The 20,852-nt window shown below is 45.3% G+C and carries 24 protein-coding genes and 1 pseudogene; 14 read left to right on the plus strand and 11 right to left on the minus strand.

The window, feature by feature from the left end; all coding sequences use genetic code 11:
- Positions 1 to 201: 201 nt before the first annotated feature.
- From E4T80_RS01945 to E4T80_RS01955, 3 genes are read right to left on the minus strand one after another with little or no spacing between them, the layout of a single operon-like run.
- Entirely contained in the window at positions 202 to 1,530 is a 1,329-nt protein-coding gene (locus E4T80_RS01945) for an alkyl/aryl-sulfatase (RefSeq protein ID WP_167740680.1), read from the minus strand.
- A 38-nt stretch (positions 1,531 to 1,568) separates the two neighbouring features.
- Positions 1,569 to 1,979: an OsmC family protein gene (locus E4T80_RS01950; RefSeq protein WP_135054458.1), complete on the minus strand. Its 411-nt coding sequence runs from the start codon at positions 1,977 to 1,979 to the stop codon at positions 1,569 to 1,571.
- A 54-nt stretch (positions 1,980 to 2,033) separates the two neighbouring features.
- Entirely contained in the window at positions 2,034 to 2,735 is a 702-nt protein-coding gene (locus tag E4T80_RS01955; RefSeq protein WP_135054460.1) for a glutathione S-transferase family protein, read from the minus strand.
- A gap of 575 nt (positions 2,736 to 3,310) precedes the next feature.
- Between E4T80_RS01955 and E4T80_RS01960 the strand changes: the two genes are divergently transcribed.
- Positions 3,311 to 4,210, plus strand: coding sequence for a LysR family transcriptional regulator (locus tag E4T80_RS01960; protein WP_135054462.1), 900 nt, complete (start codon positions 3,311 to 3,313; stop codon positions 4,208 to 4,210).
- 30 nt (positions 4,211 to 4,240) lie between these two features.
- Here the strand turns inward: E4T80_RS01960 and metQ are convergent, their stop codons facing one another.
- The 7 genes and pseudogenes from metQ to trpCF form a co-directional block, all read right to left on the minus strand.
- Positions 4,241 to 5,038: a methionine ABC transporter substrate-binding lipoprotein MetQ gene (metQ, locus tag E4T80_RS01965; protein ID WP_135054464.1), complete on the minus strand. Its 798-nt coding sequence runs from the start codon at positions 5,036 to 5,038 to the stop codon at positions 4,241 to 4,243.
- A 219-nt stretch (positions 5,039 to 5,257) separates the two neighbouring features.
- The gene (locus tag E4T80_RS01970) at positions 5,258 to 6,076 is read right to left on the minus strand and encodes a MetQ/NlpA family lipoprotein (RefSeq protein WP_135054466.1); all 819 of its coding nucleotides are present in this window, start codon (positions 6,074 to 6,076) and stop codon (positions 5,258 to 5,260) included.
- Between the two features lie 109 nt (positions 6,077 to 6,185).
- Positions 6,186 to 7,004 carry a MetQ/NlpA family lipoprotein gene (locus E4T80_RS01975; protein ID WP_135054468.1) on the minus strand — a complete coding sequence of 273 codons (819 nt, stop codon included), beginning with the start codon at positions 7,002 to 7,004 and terminating at the stop codon, positions 6,186 to 6,188.
- Positions 7,005 to 7,039: 35 nt separating this feature from the next.
- Complete coding sequence (locus E4T80_RS01980) at positions 7,040 to 7,717, minus strand: methionine ABC transporter permease (protein WP_047976650.1); 678 nt, start codon at positions 7,715 to 7,717, stop codon at positions 7,040 to 7,042.
- Entirely contained in the window at positions 7,707 to 8,744 is a 1,038-nt protein-coding gene (metN, locus tag E4T80_RS01985; protein WP_135054470.1) for a methionine ABC transporter ATP-binding protein MetN, read from the minus strand. Before metN ends, E4T80_RS01980 begins: the two co-directional genes overlap by 11 nt.
- A 117-nt stretch (positions 8,745 to 8,861) precedes the next feature.
- Positions 8,862 to 9,732 (minus strand): annotated as a pseudogene (locus E4T80_RS01990) (DMT family transporter).
- Positions 9,733 to 9,740: 8 nt separating this feature from the next.
- Positions 9,741 to 11,150 (minus strand): bifunctional indole-3-glycerol-phosphate synthase TrpC/phosphoribosylanthranilate isomerase TrpF, encoded by a 1,410-nt coding sequence (gene trpCF / locus E4T80_RS01995; protein WP_135054472.1) that lies wholly within the window; start codon positions 11,148 to 11,150, stop codon positions 9,741 to 9,743.
- 50 nt (positions 11,151 to 11,200) lie between these two features.
- Here trpCF and E4T80_RS02000 point away from each other — a divergent pair, with 50 nt between their 5' ends.
- Genes E4T80_RS02000 through E4T80_RS02015 form a run of 4 tightly spaced genes read left to right on the plus strand, consistent with a single transcriptional unit; the run spans position 11,201 to position 12,887 of the window.
- Positions 11,201 to 11,515: a YqcC family protein gene (locus E4T80_RS02000; protein ID WP_135054474.1), complete on the plus strand. Its 315-nt coding sequence runs from the start codon at positions 11,201 to 11,203 to the stop codon at positions 11,513 to 11,515.
- Complete coding sequence (gene truC, locus E4T80_RS02005) at positions 11,512 to 12,240, plus strand: tRNA pseudouridine(65) synthase TruC (RefSeq protein WP_135054476.1); 729 nt, start codon at positions 11,512 to 11,514, stop codon at positions 12,238 to 12,240. The genes E4T80_RS02000 and truC overlap by 4 nt, the downstream gene beginning before the upstream one ends.
- A 16-nt stretch (positions 12,241 to 12,256) precedes the next feature.
- A complete protein-coding gene (locus tag E4T80_RS02010; RefSeq protein WP_135054478.1) occupies positions 12,257 to 12,418 on the plus strand; it encodes a YoaH family protein in 162 nt (53 codons plus the stop codon).
- Between the two features lies 1 nt (position 12,419).
- On the plus strand, positions 12,420 to 12,887 hold the full coding sequence (locus E4T80_RS02015; RefSeq protein WP_135054480.1) for a hypothetical protein: 468 nt from the start codon (positions 12,420 to 12,422) through the stop codon (positions 12,885 to 12,887).
- Positions 12,888 to 12,918: 31 nt separating this feature from the next.
- On the opposite strand, the gene E4T80_RS02020 is transcribed toward E4T80_RS02015, so the two are convergent.
- Positions 12,919 to 13,752, minus strand: coding sequence for a CYTH domain-containing protein (locus tag E4T80_RS02020; protein ID WP_135054482.1), 834 nt, complete (start codon positions 13,750 to 13,752; stop codon positions 12,919 to 12,921).
- A gap of 75 nt (positions 13,753 to 13,827) precedes the next feature.
- On the opposite strand from E4T80_RS02020, the gene E4T80_RS02025 reads away from it, so the two are divergent.
- From E4T80_RS02025 to E4T80_RS02060, 9 genes are all read left to right on the plus strand, one after another.
- Positions 13,828 to 15,234 (plus strand): YcjX family GTP-binding protein, encoded by a 1,407-nt coding sequence (locus tag E4T80_RS02025; protein ID WP_135054484.1) that lies wholly within the window; start codon positions 13,828 to 13,830, stop codon positions 15,232 to 15,234.
- A gap of 61 nt (positions 15,235 to 15,295) precedes the next feature.
- The gene (locus E4T80_RS12945; protein WP_194186334.1) at positions 15,296 to 15,439 is read left to right on the plus strand and encodes a hypothetical protein; all 144 of its coding nucleotides are present in this window, start codon (positions 15,296 to 15,298) and stop codon (positions 15,437 to 15,439) included.
- Positions 15,436 to 15,912, plus strand: a complete 477-nt coding sequence (gene smpB, locus E4T80_RS02030; RefSeq protein WP_135054486.1) for an SsrA-binding protein SmpB — start codon at positions 15,436 to 15,438, stop codon at positions 15,910 to 15,912. The genes E4T80_RS12945 and smpB overlap by 4 nt, the downstream gene beginning before the upstream one ends.
- Positions 15,913 to 15,925: 13 nt before the next feature.
- Positions 15,926 to 17,230 carry a serine--tRNA ligase gene (serS, locus tag E4T80_RS02035; RefSeq protein WP_135054488.1) on the plus strand — a complete coding sequence of 435 codons (1,305 nt, stop codon included), beginning with the start codon at positions 15,926 to 15,928 and terminating at the stop codon, positions 17,228 to 17,230.
- 144 nt (positions 17,231 to 17,374) lie between these two features.
- The gene (gene infC, locus E4T80_RS02040; RefSeq protein ID WP_084724248.1) at positions 17,375 to 17,914 is read left to right on the plus strand and encodes a translation initiation factor IF-3; all 540 of its coding nucleotides are present in this window, start codon (positions 17,375 to 17,377) and stop codon (positions 17,912 to 17,914) included.
- 112 nt (positions 17,915 to 18,026) lie between these two features.
- Positions 18,027 to 18,224, plus strand: a complete 198-nt coding sequence (gene rpmI / locus E4T80_RS02045) for a 50S ribosomal protein L35 (protein WP_005596065.1) — start codon at positions 18,027 to 18,029, stop codon at positions 18,222 to 18,224.
- Positions 18,225 to 18,314: 90 nt separating this feature from the next.
- Entirely contained in the window at positions 18,315 to 18,668 is a 354-nt protein-coding gene (gene rplT, locus E4T80_RS02050) for a 50S ribosomal protein L20 (protein ID WP_006249240.1), read from the plus strand.
- Positions 18,669 to 18,788: 120 nt separating this feature from the next.
- On the plus strand, positions 18,789 to 20,144 hold the full coding sequence (gene gorA, locus E4T80_RS02055; protein ID WP_135054490.1) for a glutathione-disulfide reductase: 1,356 nt from the start codon (positions 18,789 to 18,791) through the stop codon (positions 20,142 to 20,144).
- A 47-nt stretch (positions 20,145 to 20,191) separates the two neighbouring features.
- Positions 20,192 to 20,851 (plus strand): hypothetical protein, encoded by a 660-nt coding sequence (locus tag E4T80_RS02060; RefSeq protein ID WP_135054492.1) that lies wholly within the window; start codon positions 20,192 to 20,194, stop codon positions 20,849 to 20,851.
- Position 20,852 lies beyond the last annotated feature (1 nt).

Genomic DNA, 20,852 nt, shown 5'->3' on the forward strand with positions numbered 1-20,852 from the left:
TATCAATAGTAGAAGATCAAAGCGAATCTGAAGCCCGTTTGAAATTATAGTGCCTGTCAGATTAATTTGAACTTAATCTTTTCCGCTTGTTCATCAAGCCAGGTTGCTATTGTATTCTAAGCAGGAAACTCTCACTTTTTATTGTGATGGTAAGAGAGCGTTTCTCTGCAAAATTTTGCAGAAATCCGATTGTACTTTGACTTATTTTTTCAATTCAATTGCGGACTGAATTAAATATGTTTTACCCGACATAGGCAGAATATTTCCCGCAATACCTTCCAATGCTTGGGCTTTGATTAAGCGGGTAGCTTTATCATCGCTTAATGCTAAGCGGTAATCAGTGAGTTTTGCCGCCCAACGATAATCTTTTTCATTTAATGCTTTCTGTGCTAATTCGGTCAATTTCGCTTTACCGCCTGCCAATCTAGCCATACGTTCAGCTTCTTCTTTATCCGTTAAAGGCACAAGATTAGTCGGATTGCCGTCAAACCACCCCAATTTTGCCGCAAAGATTTCTTTGACCGCCCAAGGAATAGCACCATAGTAATCGGCTAAATTTTGTACTTTTTGTAAATGCTCCGGTAAGCGTATTTCCGCGGCAAGTTGATTCGGTGTTTTGCCTTCGTTCATACCTTTGATAGTTTCGTTATACACATATTCCATAGCTTCAGCGTGTTGGTTGAATCGTTTTTGGAAAGTCTCTTTGCCGATAAGCACATCATTATGCCCCGGCATTACTGCAACGGCATCGAACTTCGCTAACTCGCGTACGGTATTTGCCCAACGTTCAATATCACGATAAAGCCCGCCGCGAATCGGATACATATTCGGCATTAAACCGTATACGTGATCGCCGGTAAGCAGCACTTTTTGTTCGGGCAGATAAATTGCCAAATGATCTGGGCTTTCGCCTGCCACGGTGGTGATCTCAAATTTAACGCCATCAATTTTCAGTTCAGTTTTACCGTCTTGGATTTTGTGGTTTGGTTGGGCTAATGTTTTACCGGTTTCACCATTTTTGAAACGTGGAATGACGAAATTTTCAGGGTAAAGCTCGTCAGGGATTTCTTCACCAAACTGCTTGCTGGTACGGTTTTTAACCACATTTTCCAGGCCCTTTAACGGTTTTTGCTCACCACCTAGATCGTGATGGGCGTAAATCGGTATATCACCGTCAGCGTCCGCTAAAAATACTTCTGCACCACGGCGGTGGTCTGGGTGACTGTGGGTAAGTAAAATCGCTTGCAATTTGCCCGGAATTAACTGTTTGATTTCTTGTAACGCTTGACGAACACGAGGCAAATCATCACCTGTATCAATCAAAATATAGCCGTTCTTGCTTTTAATTGCAGCAAAGTTTGACGAACTATAGCCCGTGAAAGCATATACATTGGGGGCTAGTTCAACTCGTTTTTGTTCTAATTTGCCGTGTTGGTGGATAGTTTCAAAACCGGGGTACTGCTCTTGAGTATGGGCATAAGTGGTCATCATAGATAATCCTAATGCAATAGCTAATAATGTTTTTTTCATATCTTTCCTCATTACGATTATTTCAGACTGTTTGAACTCTATTCATAGATAAATTCAAATTTTTGTATTAAATCTGCGTTTAAGCTACGTCCAACAATACATAATTCTCGGCTAGCACTTTCTACTGCATTGCGTACTTCTGCACTAAATTCTGCCTTTAGATGGAAATTGATACAAATTTTAGTAACTCGGAATTGTTGCATATCTACCTCTTTGCTTGTTTCCGCATAACAGCCTGAAAAATCTGCCCCCAATTGTTCAGCACGAAGTGCCATAATAGTCATTGCGCAAGAAGCTAGCGTGCTAGTGAGTAAATCGGCAGGTGAAATATTTTCACCTTTACCTCCAACATTTTTGCCTGCATCGGTAATAATTGTTTGTCCATTTGCTAAATGGGTAGTTTTCATACGGAGTTGTCCTTGATAGGCAATTTTACAAGTAGAAGTCATTTTTCTTTCCTCTTTAAAAAATAAAAAATAGTGTTCAGCTGGTATGAAATTGATTTATTTATCAAACACAGACTTATCAAAACGTTCAACATAAGCTACTAAATTCGCTTTACTACGCGCATATTGTGCTATTTTGGTTTCAATCGGGGTTTGAATTAAGCTGGCAACCACCGGTACAATCGCTACATCGGCAGAGGTGATTTCGTCACCAAACAGATAATTTTTCTCGCCCAAATAATCACTGATTGCATCTAAATCTGCAGAAGCCAATTGGTAAACTTCTGCTAAATTATGCAAACCAATGCCGTGTCCTTGCATTTGGCTCATTACTTTACTTTGAAGTGCTGTAAAAATTTCTTCTGCTTGCTCAGACGGCATACCGTCAAACATAGCCTGAATAATGAACGTTTTTCCAATCGGATCAATAAAGCGGTTGTACACGCCTGACCAATAAAGATGTTCTTCCGCCATACGTGAAAAAGCATGTCCGATAGCCTTTTGCTCTACACTTAAAGTGTGGTCTAAATTCACACGGTATTTTGCTTGTAAATATGCTGAAATAAAGTGGCTGTCGGCGATGAGTTCTTCGCCATCTTGCAATACTGGCACTTTGCCTTTCGGCATTTGACTGAAATCCGCCACGTATTCTTTTTCAAAGTCAGCCCCTGTTAAACGCAATAAGGCTTCAATTTTCCAAGCAAAAGGCGATGAACTGTGGATAGTGCCTTTGCCAGGTAATGTGAAAAGTTTTAACATTTTCTACTCCTTATTTTTCTAAAAATGCCGTTAGCTTGGCAGCAAGTTTTTGCGGTAATTTCAAATGTAAGAAATGGTTGCGATGTTTATCTGAAACTACCAACGTTGGTCTATCAAATCTGTGCAAAATCATATTACTGCAATCATTACACGCATAGCTAAATTGAATTTGAATTAACGAGCTAATGTGAAGCGACTTGTTCGCCAATGACGACGAGTTTTCATCAGCAGGGGCATCAATCGCTGTGTCAGTAAATAGAAGCTGCTTTGTTAATAAGCACGAATTTTCCACTCGGTTTGAGACGAATAAATCCATATTGTCCAAAGCTCATTGGCTAAGCAAAAAGTAAGCCTCTTGAATGACGGCTTATACGATTTCCTAATTTGGCTTTGTTCAATAAACTGTTAAAGTTTGTTTGGTAAGATTGCATTGCGTTTAAAAAAGTCAAATGCGGAAATTGTCATTTTCCTCTGTTTGGCTATTGAATTAAATCTGATAGCTATTATACTTTTTAATTTTTAATTGAATAGATTGTAATGAGTTATAAAACAATTAACCAGAGGTTAAAAATAGAATGAATGGTACCGAATATGGACAACTTTTGATTTTCCAAACTATTGCTCGAGAAGGTTCGATTTCCGCTTGTGCGAGAGCGTTAGGGATTTCGGTGCCAGCGGTCAGTAAAGCATTACAACAATTAGAAAAAAGATTGGGTGTGCCATTATTTCAGCGTAGCACACGTAAAATCCAACTCACAGAGACGGGCATTCAGCTACTAGCGCAAACCAGCGAAGCGGTGGAAATTCTTACTGCTGCGTTTGAAAAAGCCAAAATACCCGCTCAAATTCCTACAGGCACAGTGCGGATTACGGTGTCGCAAGTGGCATTTTCACTGATTATTCAGCCGATTTATGCGGAATTTCGCCGACATTATCCGCATATTTTGCTAGATATTTCTATCAATAATGCCGCTGTGAATTTGATTGAAGAACGGTTTGATCTCGGCATTCGATTTGGCAATAGCTTGGAAGACGGTATGGTAGCGCACAAATTGACGGGTGAAATCCGAGAAGGTTTGTTTATCTCGCCTAAATATGCTCAACAATATGGCACACCAAAAACGGTTGCGGAACTTGCCCAGCATCAGCTTATCGGCTACCGTTTGATTACCGCCAACCGCTTACATCCGCTGACGCTAATGGTAAACGAACAACCGCAGCTCATTGAAATGCCAATGTCGCTGATTATCAACGACAGCGAAATGATGATTGATGCTATTTGTCAAGGCTTCGGTGTAGGGCGGATTTTTGAACCGCAATATGAAAGAATAGAAAGCAAAATTGATCTGCTACCGATTCTTAAACCGCACTGGCAGACGTTTCAACCATTGTATTTGTATTACCCGCCTAAAAGTCAAAATGCCAAAAGAGTGCAAGTGTTGATTAAGTTTTTACAGGAAAGAGCAAAGCCTTGATGTGTAAAATACCGGATCATCAAATAGCGATTATTCCCAACCTTTCACCATTGCGCCTTTGAAGACCTCGTTCGCTTTGTTAAAGACAGCTTCCGATTGGTAGGCTTTCACGAAATCTTTCACGAGCGGACTGTCTTGGTTGGCTTGGCGTGCGACGATCAAATTAACGTAAGGGGACTCTTTGTCTTCCACAAAAAGACCGTCTTTGGTCGGCGTTAAACCGATTTGTCCGGCGTAAGTAGTATTGATAATTGAAAATGCCACATCATCAAGGGTTCTTGGCAGAAGGGGAGCTTCGATCTCTTGAATATCTAGATTTTTCGGGTTGTCAATAATATCCACACGGGTGGATTGCAAATTGGTACTGTCTTTGAGCTTAATCAGCCCTTGCTTTTCCAATAAAATCAAAGATCTGCCCAGATTAGTCGGGTCGTTCGGCACGGCGATTTTATCTCCGTCTTTCAGTTCGGCTAATGATTTGATCTTTTTGGAATAGGCGGCAATCGGGTAAACAAAGGTATTGCCGACCGGCACTAATTTGTAGCCTTTATCTTCAATTTGTTTGTCTAAATAGGGTTTGTGTTGGAAGGCATTCACATCTAAATCGCCTTTGTTTAACGCTTCGTTCGGGCTGGCGTAATCGGTGAATACGACCAATTCAATATCTCGATTATAGATTTCCTTCGCTACTTTGGCTGCCACTTCCATTACTTCGTGTTCCGGGCCGGAAATAACGCCGACTTTCAGCTTTTCCTGCTTTTCATTACAGGCGGCTAACGTGAATAAAGTGGAGAGGGCAATGGCTTTAACTAATCCGGTGAGTTTCATAAAAATCCTTATCCATCAAAAAATCAATAAAATGCAAGCGGTGAGAAAGGCGGCTATTTTTGCAAATAACCCGTGTTTTCTCAATATTATGTAGCCGTTGCACAACGTTGTTTTTTATTCGCTTGTAGGGACACACTGCGTGTGTCCGGGTTTGAACCTATTGAAATAATTTGATTTTTATAAAGGACACACGCAGTGTGTCCCTACATTCTGTTAAAATTACCAGCCTTTTACTACGCCGCCTTCAAACAGTTTGAGTGCCGCTTGATAGACTTCTTCGGTCTGCCACGCTTTCACAAAGGTTTTGAGTGCCTCGTCATCTTTGTTATCTTCACGGGATACGATTAAATTGACATAAGGCGATTCTTTATCTTCAACCACAACGCCGTCTTTTTCAGGGGTAAGCCCTGCCTGACCGGCATAGGTATTGTTGATTACCGCTAAATCCACATCATCTAAGGTACGAGGCAGTAATGCGCTATCAACCTGTTTGAACGTAACATTTTTCGGGTTTTCAATCACATCAATTTCGGTTGCAAACAGATTAGTTGGGTCTTGCAGTTTGATTAACCCTTTCGCTTGCAATAATAGTAATGCCCGTCCGATGTTGCTTGGGTTGTTTGGAATAGCAATCTGTGCGCCGTCTTTGAGTTCGTCAAGGGTTTTGACTTTTTTCGAGTACGCTGCCATTGGGAAAGTGAAAGTATTGCCGATAATCGCCAACGTATAGCCGCGATCTTTACTTTCCTGATCCATATAAGGTTTGGTTTGGAAAGCGTTAGCGTCTAAATCTTTACGGTGTAGCGCATCGTTCGGTTGCGTGTATTCACTAAACTCCACTAATTTTACGTTTAAGCCGTATTTTTCTTTCGCAATTTTCGCCGCAACTTCGGCAACTTGTGCTTCAGGGCCTTGCATTACGCCGATTTTAATTTCACGGCTTTCTACTTTGGCAGTTTGCGTGTTTTGTTCTTCTTTACAGCCGGTTAAAGCTAAGGCGGAAATCACGGCTAAACCGAATAATTTTTTAATGTTCATTTTTATTCCTTATACGAAAAATATGAAAAATGTAAACAAGGTGAAAACAGGCGGTCGGTTTGAGCCGGTTTTTTGCAAATTTTGCCGACTATCCGACCGCTTACGACTTTTACCAGCCTTTAACCACACCGTCTTTGAAATGGGCTTGGGCTTCTTGGAAAACCGCTTCCGTTTGGTAGGCTTTCACAAAATTTTGTACAGCGGCACTCTCTTTGTTGTCTTGACGTGCCACGATAATATTGACGTAAGGGGACTCTTTATCTTCCACAAATACGCCGTGTTCGGACGCATTCAAGCCGACTTGACCAGCGTAAGTGTTATTTACCACCGCCAAATCAACATCATCTAACGCTTTGGCTGCCACAGAGGTATCCACTTCCTGAATTTTGAGGTTTTTCGGATTTTCAACAATATCTAATGAGGTCGCAAATAAGTTGGTGTTATCTTTGAGCTTAATCAAGCCTTGTTTCTCAAGCAGGATCAACGCACGGGCGAGGTTGCTCGGATCGTTCGGCACAGCTACGACTGCCCCTTCGGCTAAATCCGCCACATTTTTGATTTTTTTGGAATAGCCGGCTAACGGGTAGACAAAGGTATTGCCGACAATCACTAAATTATCCAAATTTTTAGTCGCGGTGTCTTTATCCAAATAAGGTTTGTGTTGGAAAGCGTTAGCGTCTAAATCGCCTTTGCTTACCGCCGTATTTGGCAGGGCGTAGTCGTTAAACAGCACAAATTCCACCTCTAAACCGTATTGTGCTTTGGCAATTTGCGCCGCTTTTTCCGCCACGGTATGTTCAGGGCCGGACATTACGCCGACTTTGATTTTTTGTGTCTCCGCCGAGTTTTGCGGGCTTTTTTCGTCTTTACAGCCCGTTAATGCCAAAGCAGAAACGAGGGCGATACCGATGATTTTTTTGAAGTTCATAGGAGATCCTTATGTTGTGTTTGCAAAGAAAAGGGTTAGCGATGATCGTAACGTTTGGCGAGGTTATCGCCCACTTTTTGGCTAATCATCACAATCGCAACAATAATGACAGTAGCGATCCATTTGACATAGACCATATTACGATGCTCGCCGTAGCTAATTGCCAAATTCCCCAAGCCGCCGCCGCCGACTGCGCCCGCCATTGCCGAGTAGCCGATGAGTGCCACGAGGGTAAGGGTAATGCCGTTGATTAAAATCGGCAGGGATTCCGGCAGATAGAATTTGGTAACAACCTGCCAGTTGGTTGCGCCCATTGATTTTGCCGCTTCGGTTAAACCGCTTGGGATTTCAAGCAGGGCATTGGCGGTTAAACGGGCAAAGAACGGAATGGCAGACACGCTTAACGGCACGATCGCCGCCGTTGTACCTAAGGTTGTGCCGACTAATAAGCGAGTGAACGGCAAGAGTACCACCAGTAAAATAATAAACGGCACGGAACGCCCGATGTTGATGATGACATCTAATACTTGGTGTAAGCCTTTATGTTCTAAAATTTCCCCTTTGCCGGTTAAAAAGGCGACAAAGCCGATCGGCAAGCCGACTACTACGGCAAGCAAGGTTGCCACAAAGCCCATATAGAGCGTTTCTAAGGTGGACAGTGCCACTAATTCCCACATTTTCGGGGTGAGTTGGTTGAGAAAATCAGCCCACATAGCCAAGCACCTCCACTTTTACATTATTATCAATTAAATAGAATTTTGCCTCGGCGATCGCATCGCTATCGCCTTCCACTTCCGCAATCACAAAGCCGAATTTCACTCCGCCGGCATAGTCGATTTGCGACATTAAAATGCTGAAATCAATGCCGAATTTTTTTGAAGCGTGGGAAAGTAGCGGCGCATCGACAGAGCGACCGGTAAATTCAAACTTGATAATCGGTTTGTAGTGGCTGTCGCTGACCGTTGGGGAGAGCTGATCGATATATTCCTGCGGCAGCTCAATATGGAATGTTGATTGGATAAAGCGTTGTGCCAACTCGGTTTTCGGGTTGGAAAAAATCTCGCTGACCGAACCGCTTTCAACAAGGCGACCTTTATCAATCACAGCCACCCGATCGCAAATACGTTTCACCACGTCCATTTCGTGAGTAATCAGTAAAATAGTTAAGCCAAGACGCTTGTTGATCTCTTTGAGTAGCTGCAAAATCGCTTGGGTGGTGGCGGGATCGAGGGCGCTGGTGGCTTCATCGCAGAGTAATACTTGCGGATCGCTGGCAAGCGCACGGGCAATCGCCACCCGCTGTTTTTGCCCGCCGGATAAGTTGCTTGGGTAAACGTCCCGTTTATCCGCTAGCCCGACGAGGCTTAATAGTTCGGTAACTTTTTTCTCAATATTGGCTTTCGGCGTATGACTTAATTCCAACGGCAATGCCACATTTTCAAACACGGTGCGTGATGATAACAGGTTGAAATGTTGGAAAATCATTGCGATTTGGCGGCGTGCGAGAATTAACTCGTTTTCGGATAAGGCGGTTAAATCTTTGCCGTCAATGATCACTTGCCCCATTGTCGGGCGTTCAAGTAGGTTCACACATCGAATGAGGGTACTTTTACCCGCACCGGACGAGCCGATTACCCCGTAAATCGTGCCTTTCGGAACAGTTAAATTCACGTTGTCCAATGCCGTGATTTTCTGTCCTTTGACCTCAAATTGTTTGCTGATTTGCTTCAGCTCAATCATAAGAATAAATCTCGCTTATTAAATAGATGACGTTTTGTATTTTAGACGTCTAGATAGCTATGTCAATCAGCAAAAAGAAATTTTTTATGCAATTTGGCTATTTATTTAAGTGGCAATTTAATGTTTGGCTCGGCTTGAGCCTAAATAGATAGCAAGCAGCGTCAAAAATGCTCCGCACCATTGGGAAGTGTTAATCGGTTTTGTCAGCCAAAATGCGTCAATCAATAATGCTGCAATAGGTTCGCTCAAGAGTAATAATCCGGTTAAGCCAAGGCTTAATTTGGGAATGGTGTAGGCAATCAGCCCCCACGCAATACATTGCATTACAATGCCGTAAATCACGATTAAACCAACGTCTTTGGCGGTGGTTGGGTAAAGCGTGTCAGCGGTTCAGCCACAGTGCTGGCAGAATCAGCGCCAATGCGCCGCTGAAACTGATAATCCACATTAACGGGAAAAGGGCGATTGGCTGGGCTTGGTGTGCCTGACGGATCGCCGCCATTGAACCTGCCAAGCACGCACCGGAGAGCAGCCCGATAAAAATGCCGTAACCGCCTTGTAGATTGTGGCTAAGTTCGGGGCTGGCGATCAGCAGCACGCCGATAACTGCGAGTATCAGGCTGAACAGCTGCATTTTGCTCTGCGTTTCGTGGAAAAACAGCCAACCGATTGCGGCTAAAAAGAAGATTTGCAAACTGTTCAGTAGTGTCGAAATGCCCGGCCCGACAGCGTGGATACTTTCGTGCCAGAAGGCGAGATCGAAAGCGAGCAAAACCCCCGATAATGCCGCCCAACCGATTGCCTTACGGTTGCGAGGAAGTGGTTTGCGGTACAGTTTAAGTAACAACCAAAAAATGCCGGTAGCTATCAACAGTCGCCAAAATGCGATGGCATAAGTACCGACCGGCACAAATTTGACGATAAGGCTGCCTAGCCCGAATAACACACAGCCCAAAATCAGTAAGAGTGCTGCGGAGCGATCTTTCATTACACCCCCTAGGCTTCAACAATGTGAGAAAACAGGCGACGGATTTTTTCGGCATCTTTCACCCCTTTGGCACTTTCTACGCCGGAGTTGAGATCCACGCCTAAGCAGCCTTGTGCGAGGGCGCTATCAATATTGTGAAGCCCGATCCCGCCGGCAAGTAATGCTTTGGGTTTAATTTCGCTCGGAATGCAGTGCCAATCAAAGCTCACGCCCGTACCGCCTTGTTGCCCTGCGGTTTTGCTATCCAATACATAACGTGAGATGAGCGGGTTATCCGAAAAATGGCACTCGGTTTGGTTCGGCTTAATCGAAACCGCACGCCAAATCTGTGTTTGCTCTCCCAGCTTTGTACGCAGCGTTTCAATGTAGCCATCATCTTCATTACCGTGTAGCTGTACGGCGTAGAGTTCGAGCTGTTTTGCTATTTTTTCGACAAATTCGACCGCTTGATCTTGGAATACGCCGACAAACCGCAGCGGTGCTTGGGTTACCAGTTCTTGCGCTTGGCGTAGCGACGCGGCTCGGGGCGAGTTTTCGGCAAAGATCAGCCCGCCGTATAGCGCCCCAGCTTGATAGGCAGTGCTGACATCTTGCGGGCGGGTTAAACCGCACACTTTATTTTCACCATAGATAATGGCTCTGACCGCACCGTTGAGATCGGCATTCCCCATTAAACTGCTGCCGATGAGAAAGCCGTGTGCAAACGGTTTGATTTGCCGTACTTGTTGATGATCATAAATGCCGGATTCGCTAATCAGACATGTGTCGGGCGGAATGCGATCTTGGTATTTTTCGACCAAACGGACAATGCGCAGCATATCAATCGACAAATCGTGCAAGTTTCGGTTATTAACGCCGATCACTTTGGCTTGCAGGGCAAGCGCCCGTTCAAATTCCTGCTCGTTGCTGGTTTCGGTCAAAACCCCCATTCCAAGTGAATGGGCAATATCGCTTAACCGGCGGTAGCTTTCATCGTCCAGTACCGACAACATCAGCAAAACGGCATCGGCTTGATAGTAGCGGGCAAGGTAGATTTGATAAGGCGAGATAATAAAATCTTTACACAAAACGGGCTGGCTGACTTGGCGGCGGACTTGCTCAAGATAACGGAAATCCCCTTGGAAATAGGCTTCGTCAGTCAGTACCGAGATCACAGCGGCATAATGGCGATACACCTGTGCAATCGCTTCTAAATTAAAATCGGCACGGATTAACCCTTTAGACGGCGAGGCTTTTTTACATTCCAAAATATAGACCGGGCACTGATGCGTATCGACCGATAAGGCGTGATAAAAATCACGATCGCAAGCGGTCAGTTGTGCTTGAAAATCGGCAAGGGGCAAGCGTTGTTGCTGCTTGGCGAGCCAAACAGCTTTGTCTTTAACAATCTTTTGGAGAATGGTGGGTTGATTTTGCATATTTTATCCTTATATTTTGCCGCTAATGTACGCTTTATAAAGGATAATCTATGAAAACTCAAGTCGGCGCACTGCTGGGGGAATTGCAAATTGCCTTGAGAGTGCATCAATTATGGGAAGAAACGCCGCCCCCGCCGGAGAAATTAGCCAATACCGATCCGTTTTGTGTGAACGTGCTGACCCCAAGCCAATGGTTGCAATGGATTTTTATCCCCAGAATGCAGGCAATATTGGAGGCAGGGGCAGAGCTACCACGCAATTTTGCGATTACGCCGTATTTGGAAGAAGCCTTGAAAGACGAGCCGTATTTAGCGGCGTTACACCAGCCATTGCTCAAACTCGAAACCCTCTTGAAAACCGAATGATGCTGGATATTCTCTACCGCGACGAACATTTGATTGCAATAAACAAACCGGCGGGAATGTTGGTGCATCGAAGCTGGTTGGATAAGCACGAAACCGTGTTTGCGATGCAAAGCCTGCGGGATCAAATCGGGCAGCACGTTTTCCCGATTCATCGGCTTGACCGCCCGACCTCGGGCGTATTACTGTTCGCCCTTGACAATGATACTGCCCGCATTATGAGCCAACAATTTGAACACCATCAGGTGGAAAAACAGTATTTGGCGGTCGTGCGGGGTTATCTGCACGGGGAGGGGCACATTGATTATCCGCTCAAAGTGCAACTGGACAAAATTGCGGATAAATTTGCCCAACCGAAAGCAGCGCAACCGGCGGTAACCGACTATGCTACTTTAGCACAGGTTGAAATGCCCTATCCGGCAGGGAAATTTGCCACTGCCCGTTATAGCTTAGTGAAATTGAGCCCGAAAACCGGACGAAAACATCAACTTCGCCGCCATTTAAAGCACCTGTTTCACCCGATTATGGGCGATACCAATTACGGCGATTTACATCAAAATCGCGCATTAACGGCAAATATCGGCGTTGATCGGCTCTTTTTACACGCACGCAGCTTGCAGTTTACCCACCCTTATAATTTGCAAAAAATGATGATAAACGCACCGCTTGATAGCCAGTGGCAGCAGCTTTTTGCACGGTTTGGCTGGTCGTTTCCCGATTTTTATTAGACAGATGAGATCAAATATGGATAATGCACTTTTAAGTTTAACCCACGAGCAGCAGCAACAGGCTGTTGAACAGATTCAAGCCTTGATGCAGCAGGGGATCAGTAGTGGTGAGGCGATCGCCATCGTTGCCAAACAGTTGCGAGAGGCACATCAACAACAATCATTATCGGAGTCGTAGAATGAAGAAATCTTTAGTCGCATTGGCATTTTTTTCCGCCTCGGTATTTGCAGGCAGTGAAGTGCCACCGAATCAACCAATGCAAAATACACCAGTGGTGCAGTTTGGTGTTGTGGATATTAGTTCGCAAATTGCTAAAATTGCTAAAAATGTCGGACTGGCTTATTCCTTGAAAAATCAGAATCACAGATTGTGTTGGACAGCCTATAATGTGCCGTTTCAAATGCAAAATAAAGTTATTGAAGTGTTTGTAACCCCGAAGGCATCGCAATTTAATTCGGAGGGAGCAACGGTAGAAAGCTCAAAAGATAAGAAAACCCACAAGATTACTACAATGGTGCCAAACAATAGTGATTCATTCGGTAGATGCTGGCGTTTTGACGATAAAGACCCATTAGGGACATATAAAGTTGATATTCAAGTCAATGATATTATTTTCCAAACCCAAACTTTCGAGTTAGTCAAATAATTAAAGGCGCGTTTGCGCCTTTTCTTTTCACTTAGCGGAGGGCGAGCGAACGCATTATCGCAAGGTTGCGGGCTAAATAGGCGTTACTGTAAAGATAATCCACGGAGTCAATCGGTTGATCGGGATTTTGCTGATGATACAGGGCGATCAGTGCGGGATCTTGGGTAAGGCGGATAAAATCCACCAACTGCTGTTCTTGTTGATATTGCTCGATGGGTGAGCGTATTTCTCTGTGGCAAGCGGTCAGTTTTGCGGTGTTTTTTGCAATCTCTGCGGCGTTGCCGACCAAATAGCCCCGCTGTGCTTTGCTCAAGCTGCTCAACCATATTCCGGAGGCATTTGGCAGGGTGTCAAGCAGATCAAACAAATCGGCAATTTTGCCCTGTTTTAGCTCAAATTCCAACTCACAAATAGGGGCTTTGCCGAAAGCATTTTTGATCCAACCTTGATCGAGAGCGATTTCAATCTGCGAGCCTTGGTAGGCTACCAGCCAATATTGCCGCTCAAAATCGGTGCTGAAAATGGGGTGAAGCTCGCCAATATCGCCAAATTGGAGCTGATAATGCGCTACAAGGGCGGCGAAATCCGGTTGGTTGTTCGGCAACGCTAAATTGTATTCAGGTCGAATATGCAAACCGCCGACAATATTACCGGCGGTTTTGAGTGTAAGCTCGTGCCGCTGATTTTTTGTCCGCACCCTTAGCCCCATTTTATGATGGGCAAAAAATTGATCGGCGGTGTCGTAGTAGCAATTTGCCAACAGATCCTGCCCTTGTGCAAGGCTCGGCAAGCGGGCGAGCCAATTTAACATCACAGGAATATTGTCCGCATTCAGCATCAATTTCAATTCAATTTCGTTTTCCATTTATCCCCCGTTTTTCTAGGTTTTAAACTGATTATTTGCTATATTTTAACGAATTTTTGCTTATTGACCGATAAAATGTTTCATCAATTACAACACAAATTGCACCGCTTTGTGCAACGAGGGCTAGACAACCATTTACGTTTAGCCGTAACCGGTTTGAGCCGCAGCGGCAAAACCGCCTTTATCACCAGCTTGGTCGATCAACTGTTGCATATCAATACACAAGAGAATGCCCATCTCAACCTATTTTTGCCGGCTCGCAGCGGGCAAATTCTCTCGGTCAAGCGGGTGGAACAGCAAGATTTAACCATTACCCGTTTTGAATATGATAAAAACCGCCAATGTTTAGAGACAGAGCCGCCACACTGGCCGGCTTCGACCACCGGAATCAGTGAAATCCGCCTGGCAATTCGCTATCAGCGGCGGGATAGCCTGTTACGCCATTTCAAAGAACAAAGCACCTTATATTTGGATATTTTTGACTATCCGGGGGAATGGCTGTTGGATTTGCCGTTGCTATCGCAATCGTTCAAACAGTGGTCGCAGGCACAGCAGGCGGTGCATCACGGTGAGCGGGCGAAATTGGCGCAGGCGTGGCAGACGAAGGTGGAAGGGCTGGATTTGGCGGTGAAAGCCGATGAAAATCAACTGGCTGCGTTAAGTGCGGAATATACCGACTATTTGCTGACCTGCAAAGCCGCCGGAATGCAATATATCCAGCCGGGGCGTTTTGTTTTGCCGAACAGTGAGAAGGGAGCGCCGGTTTACCAATTTTTCCCGCTGCTGCATTTGAATGAGGAACAGTGGCAGATCTTGGAAAACAGCCCGCCGCACAGTATTTTTCAGACCCTGAAAAAGCGTTATGCCCATTATCAGCAGAAAATTGTTAAACCGTTTTACCAAGATTATTTTGCGCAATTCGATCGTCAAGTGATTTTAGCCGATTGCCTGACACCGCTTAATCACAGCCACGAAGCGTTTATTGAGATGAAAATCGGCTTGCAACAACTCTTTAAACATTTTCATTATGGCAGCCGCTCCTTGTTCAACCGTTTGTTCTCCGCCCAAATCGACAAATTGTTATTTGTTGCCAGCAAAGCGGATCACATCACGGCGGATCAAATTCCCCATTTAGAAAGCCTAATGCGCCAGTTGGTTCAGGAAGGGGGGCGGCACGCGGAGTTTGACGGGATTGAAACCGCTTTTCAAGCGATTGCTGCAATCCGTGCGACTGAAGCGGTCATTGCCACCCAAAATGGCGAGAAACTTAAGGCAATAAGGGGAACGCGCAGCCGAGATAACAAGCAGATTACCCTCTACCCCGGCAGTGTGCCGAGCCGACTACCCAGCCCGACCTACTGGCAAACCAATCGGTTTGAGTTTGATCAGTTTGAACCCCGTAAACTTGATTTTGCCGATGCCATTCCGCATTTCCGAATGGATGCTGTGTTGCAATTTATCTTAGCGGATCAATTTGATTAGCGGGTGAAAGCGGGTCGATAGCGGGGATTTTTTGCAATAGGAGCCGTAAGACGATCACTCAATGATAACGGCGTGCAACGTGGCATTGGATAGGCGGGGCGATGTTTTGCAAATTTTCCGACATAAACGCCCGCTTGTGAATTTCAACTTTGTGCTATTTAGGGTACAATCTTGGGCAATTTTGATAGATGAATTGGGATTATGAGTAAAAAACCAAAGGTGGCCTCCAATACGATTGCCCTGAATAAACGGGCTCGCCACGAATATTTTATTGAAGATGAAATTGAAGCAGGGCTTGAACTGCAAGGCTGGGAAGTGAAGTCTATGCGGGCGGGCAAAGTAAATATTAGTGATAGTTATGTGATTTTCCGCAACGGTGAGGCTTTTTTGTTCGGGGCGATGATTACGCCGTTGAATGTTGCTTCAACCCATATTGTCTGCGATCCGACTCGCACCCGTAAGTTATTGTTAAATAAGCGGGAATTGGATTCCCTGTTCGGAAAAGTGAACCGAGACGGCTTTACGGTAGTTGCCCTTTCGCTCTATTGGAAACAGGCGTGGGCGAAGGTCAAAATCGGATTGGCGAAAGGGAAGAAACTGCACGATAAGCGGGAAGACCTGAAGGATCGTGAGTGGAAAATCGCCAAAGATCGAATTATGAAAAATGCTAACAGATAATTAAGGATACACAATGATTGATCAAAATCTTCTTCGGACACATTTAGATGACGTCGCCCAAATTCTCAAGACAAAACGCAGTTTCAGTTTAGACGCACAAAAGGTTGCCGCCCTTGAGGAACAGCGTAAAGCCTTGCAGGTCAAAACAGAAACCTTGCAGGCAGAGCGTAATGCCCGTTCCAAAAATATCGGGGCGGCGAAAGCCCGTGGCGAAGATATTAGTGCCCTGTTAGCCGAAGTGGATTCAATGGGCGATGCTCTCGCCCAAGCAAAATCGGAGCTGGATAAAGTGCAGGGGGAAGTGCGTGAATTATTGTTATCCATTCCGAATTTGCCGGCGGAAGAAGTGCCGATTGGTAAAGATGACAGTGAAAACGTAGAAATTTCCCGTTGGGGAACGCCTCGTCAGTTTGATTTTGAGGTCAAAGATCACGTCAGCCTTGGCGAGCAGTTAGTCGGCTTGGATTTTCCGGCTGGGGTGAAATTGACCGGCAGCCGTTTTGTGGTGATGAAAGGACAAATCGCCCGTTTACACCGTGCATTGAGTCAATTTATGTTGGATTTACACACCGAGCAACACGGCTATACGGAAACCTATGTGCCTTATTTGGTTAATCACGACACCCTGTACGGCACGGGGCAATTACCGAAATTTGGTGAAGATCTGTTCCATACCCAACCGCTTGAAGGGCAAGATCCGAATGAAGTGCAAAAACCGTATGCACTGATTCCGACCGCCGAAGTGCCGGTAACCAATTTAGTGCGAGATGAGATCTTAGATGAAGAGAGCTTACCGCTCAAATATACCGCTCACACTCCGTGTTTCCGTGCGGAAGCGGGATCTTACGGGCGTGATACGCGTGGCTTAATCCGAATGCACCAATTTGATAAAGTGGAAATGGTGCAAATCGTTGCACCGGAAAAATCAATGGAAGCGTTGGAAGAATTAACCGGACACGCCGAAAACGTGCTGCAACTACTTGGCTTGCCGTACCGCAAAATGTTGCTCTGTTCCGGCGATATGGGCTTTAGTGCGGCGAAAACCTACGATTTGGAAGTCTGGCTGCCGGCACAAAACACCTACCGTGAAATTTCGTCTTGCTCAAATATGTGGGATTTCCAAGCCCGCCGTATGCAAGCCCGTTGTAAAGCCAAAGGCGAGAAGAAAACCCGCCTTGTGCATACGCTGAACGGGTCAGGGTTGGCTGTCGGTCGGACATTGGTGGCGGTGCTGGAAAACTACCAAAATGCGGACGGTTCAATCACCGTGCCGGAGGTATTACGCCCTTATATGAACGGCTTGGACGTGATTAAATAATTTCGTCAATCCGAGCAAAGTTGCTTGCTTAACGGAGAGAGAACGGGTAAAATATCGCCCGTTTTTCTCTCATTAGAGAGATTGAGGTATCATAGCTTCTGCAAGCGGTATGATCGTGAATAAAATTTACAAGAGGAATGTATTATTAAACCTGTCAAACGTGTTCAGACAAATCGGGCTCATCGCATCAATGATGAGATTCGTGTAAAAGAGGTTCGTTTAACCGACCAAGACGGCGAACAAATCGGGATTGTGTCTATTCAAGAAGCCTTGGCAAAAGCCGAAGAAGCGGAATTAGACTTAGTTGAAATCAGCCCAAATGCCGAGCCGCCTGTTTGTCGTATTATGAACTACGGTAAGTTTATTTACGAAAAGACCAAATCCGCAAAAGAGCAGAAGAAAAAGCAGAAAGTTGTGCAGGTGAAGGAAATTAAATTCCGTCCCGGCACAGACGAAGGCGACTATCAGGTAAAACTACGCAGCCTGATTCGCTTTTTGGAAGACGGGGATAAAGCTAAAATCACGGTTCGCTTCCGCGGGCGTGAAATGGCTCACCAAGAAATTGGAATGGACGTGCTGGAACGTGTTAAAAACGATTTAGCCGAGCTTGCCGTGGTGGAATCCGCACCGGGCAAACTTGAAGGTCGCCAAGTAGTTATGGTGCTTGCCCCGAAAAAGAAATAATTAGCGCAGTTCAAGTAAGCAAGCGGGCAGATTGGTAAAATTATTTGCCAATCTCACCGCTTGATTCGCCTAATTATAATGATGTTAAACAACAATGCGGAGTTATTAAACAATGCCAAAAATTAAAACAGTACGTGGTGCTGCTAAGCGTTTCAAAAAAACAGCGTCCGGCGGTTTCAAACGTAAACAATCTCACTTACGTCACATTTTGACTAAGAAAACCACTAAACGTAAACGTCATTTACGTCATAAATCAATGGTTGCGAAAGCAGACCAAGTGTTAGTCGTTGCCTGCTTACCATACGCATAAGCGTATTAAGCCCAACGTACGGTTAGTCGATTTTTTAGTTTTTATAAATGTAGGACTTTAGGTTCTAAAATAACGTAGGAGATTTAAATAATGGCTCGTGTAAAACGTGGTGTTATTGCAAGAGCACGCCATAAGAAAGTTCTTAAGGCTGCTAAAGGTTATTATGGTGCACGTTCACGCGTGTATCGTGTTGCTTTCCAAGCCGTTGTTAAAGCGGCACAATATGCTTACCGTGACCGCCGTCAGCGTAAACGTCAATTCCGTCAATTATGGATTGCGCGTATCAATGCGGCAGCACGTCAAAACGGCTTATCTTACAGCAAATTTATCAACGGCTTGAAAAAAGCATCTGTTGAGATCGACCGTAAGATTTTAGCGGATATCGCTGTATTTGATAAAGTCGCTTTCGCTGCATTAGTTGAGAAAGCAAAATCTGCACTTTAATCGTTAAAGTCGGATAAATGAGGGACGCTGAAAAGCGTCCTTTTTTATTATCCGCAACTATTTCAGTTCTTTGCAAAAAATTGCTAGAATCTTACCGCTTGTATTTTAAAAGGAAATGTTATGACTAAACACTATGATTATATTGCCATTGGCGGCGGGAGCGGCGGGATTGCCTCCGTTAATCGTGCGGCAAGCTACGGCAAAAAATGTGCGATTATTGAAGCCAAACAACTTGGCGGGACTTGTGTTAATGTCGGCTGCGTGCCGAAAAAAGTGATGTTTTACGGTGCACAGATTGCCGAAGCCATTCACCAATATGCACCGGATTACGGTTTTGATGTGAAAGTGAATAATTTCAATTTTGCGAAATTAGTCGAAAATCGCACCGCTTACATCAGCCGGATTCACACCTCTTACCATAATGTATTAGCCAAAAATAGTATTGATGTGATCAACGGTTTTGCCAAGTTTGTGAATGCCAATACCCTTGAGGTGAACGGCGAACAGATCACCGCCGATCACATTTTGATTGCTACCGGCGGGCGTCCGAGCCGCCCAAACATCAAAGGGGCGGAATACGGCATTGATTCGGACGGGGTATTTGAGCTGACGGCGTTACCAAAGCGAGTGGCGGTTGTCGGTGCGGGGTATATTGCGGTGGAGCTGGCGGGTGTGATGAATAGCCTTGGGGCAGAAACCCATTTATTTGTACGCCAGCACGCCCCATTGCGCCAATTTGATCCGCTGATTGTGGAAACATTGCTTGAGGTAATGGCGCAAGACGGCATTCACTTACACAGCCATTCTATTCCGCAAGAAGTGGTAAAAAATGCGGATAACTCCGTTACGCTCAAGTTGGAAAACGGCAACGAACAGACGGTTGATTGCTTGATTTGGGCGATTGGGCGTGAACCGGCAACGGATAACATCAATTTGGACGCAGCAGGTGTAGCGACAAATGCACGTGGCTTTATTAAGGTGGATAAATTCCAAAATACCAATGTGGCGGGGATTTATGCGGTTGGCGATATTATCGAGGGCGGCATTGAGCTGACGCCGGTGGCGGTTGCGGCAGGGCGTAGATTGTCCGAGCGGTTATTTAACAACAAACCGAACGAGCATTTGGATTACAACCTTGTGCCGACCGTTGTGTTCAGCCACCCGCCGATTGGCACGATCGGTTTAACCGAGCCGAAAGCGATTGAGCAGTATGGGGCGGAAAATGTGAAAGTGTACCAGTCATCGTTTACGCCGATGTACAGTGCCGTAACACAACACCGCCAGCCGTGCCGAATGAAGTTAGTGTGTGTCAGCGCAGAGCAAAAGGTGGTCGGCTTACACGGCATAGGCTTCGGCGTTGATGAGATGATTCAAGGCTTTGCGGTGGCGATCAAAATGGGCGCGACCAAAGCCGATTTTGATAATACGGTTGCCATTCACCCGACCGGTTCGGAAGAATTTGTTACAATGCGTTAATCTGTTTGGCGAGTAGGCAACTATTCGCCTTTTTTGAGGAAACTAAAATGAAAAAAATCATCACGCTAATGGGATTAGCGTTGTTACTGTCCGGGTGCGACGGGAATGAAAAAAACAGCGTGCCGACAGGGAGTGCGCCGAGCAGTTCGCAATCAGAGCCACAAGCTAAGCCTGTCGAGGCGGTGAAAAATGCGAATGAGGAAAGTGCGGTAACGGTGCACGCGGATAAAACGACAAATGAGGCAGAAAGCGTGCAAGCGGTCAGTTCTGTGCCAACATCTGCAAATGCTGCTGCGGATCAAAATAGTACGCAGGCAAAGCCGGCGGCAGATAATCCGGTATCGCCCGCTACTGAAAATGCCGAGCCGACTGCCACGGAGAAAGCCGTTGAGGCAAAACAGGAGAATACGGCGGTGAAAACAGCGGTTGCGAAAACGGCTCAAGTGAGCGAACCGAAAGTGCCTAAAAAAGTAATGCCGGTAAAAGAGCAGGTGAAAAAAGAGCAACATCAGCGGGTAAAATCGGCAGCCTCGTACAGTAATGCGGAAAACGAGTCAGGTTTGTCTGAAGAAGAATTGCGAGTCGGTGCACAGCAGCCGCTTTCCATTGATGAAATTAATCATCTGAAAACCCAGTGCCGTTATCCGTTTATGTCCGATAGAGAGATGCAACTCTACCGTTGTTTTCCGGTAAAGGTTAATCAATAAT

Origin of the sequence: Muribacter muris (genome assembly GCF_004569585.1) — a bacterium.
GTDB lineage: Bacteria > Pseudomonadota > Gammaproteobacteria > Enterobacterales > Pasteurellaceae > Muribacter > Muribacter muris.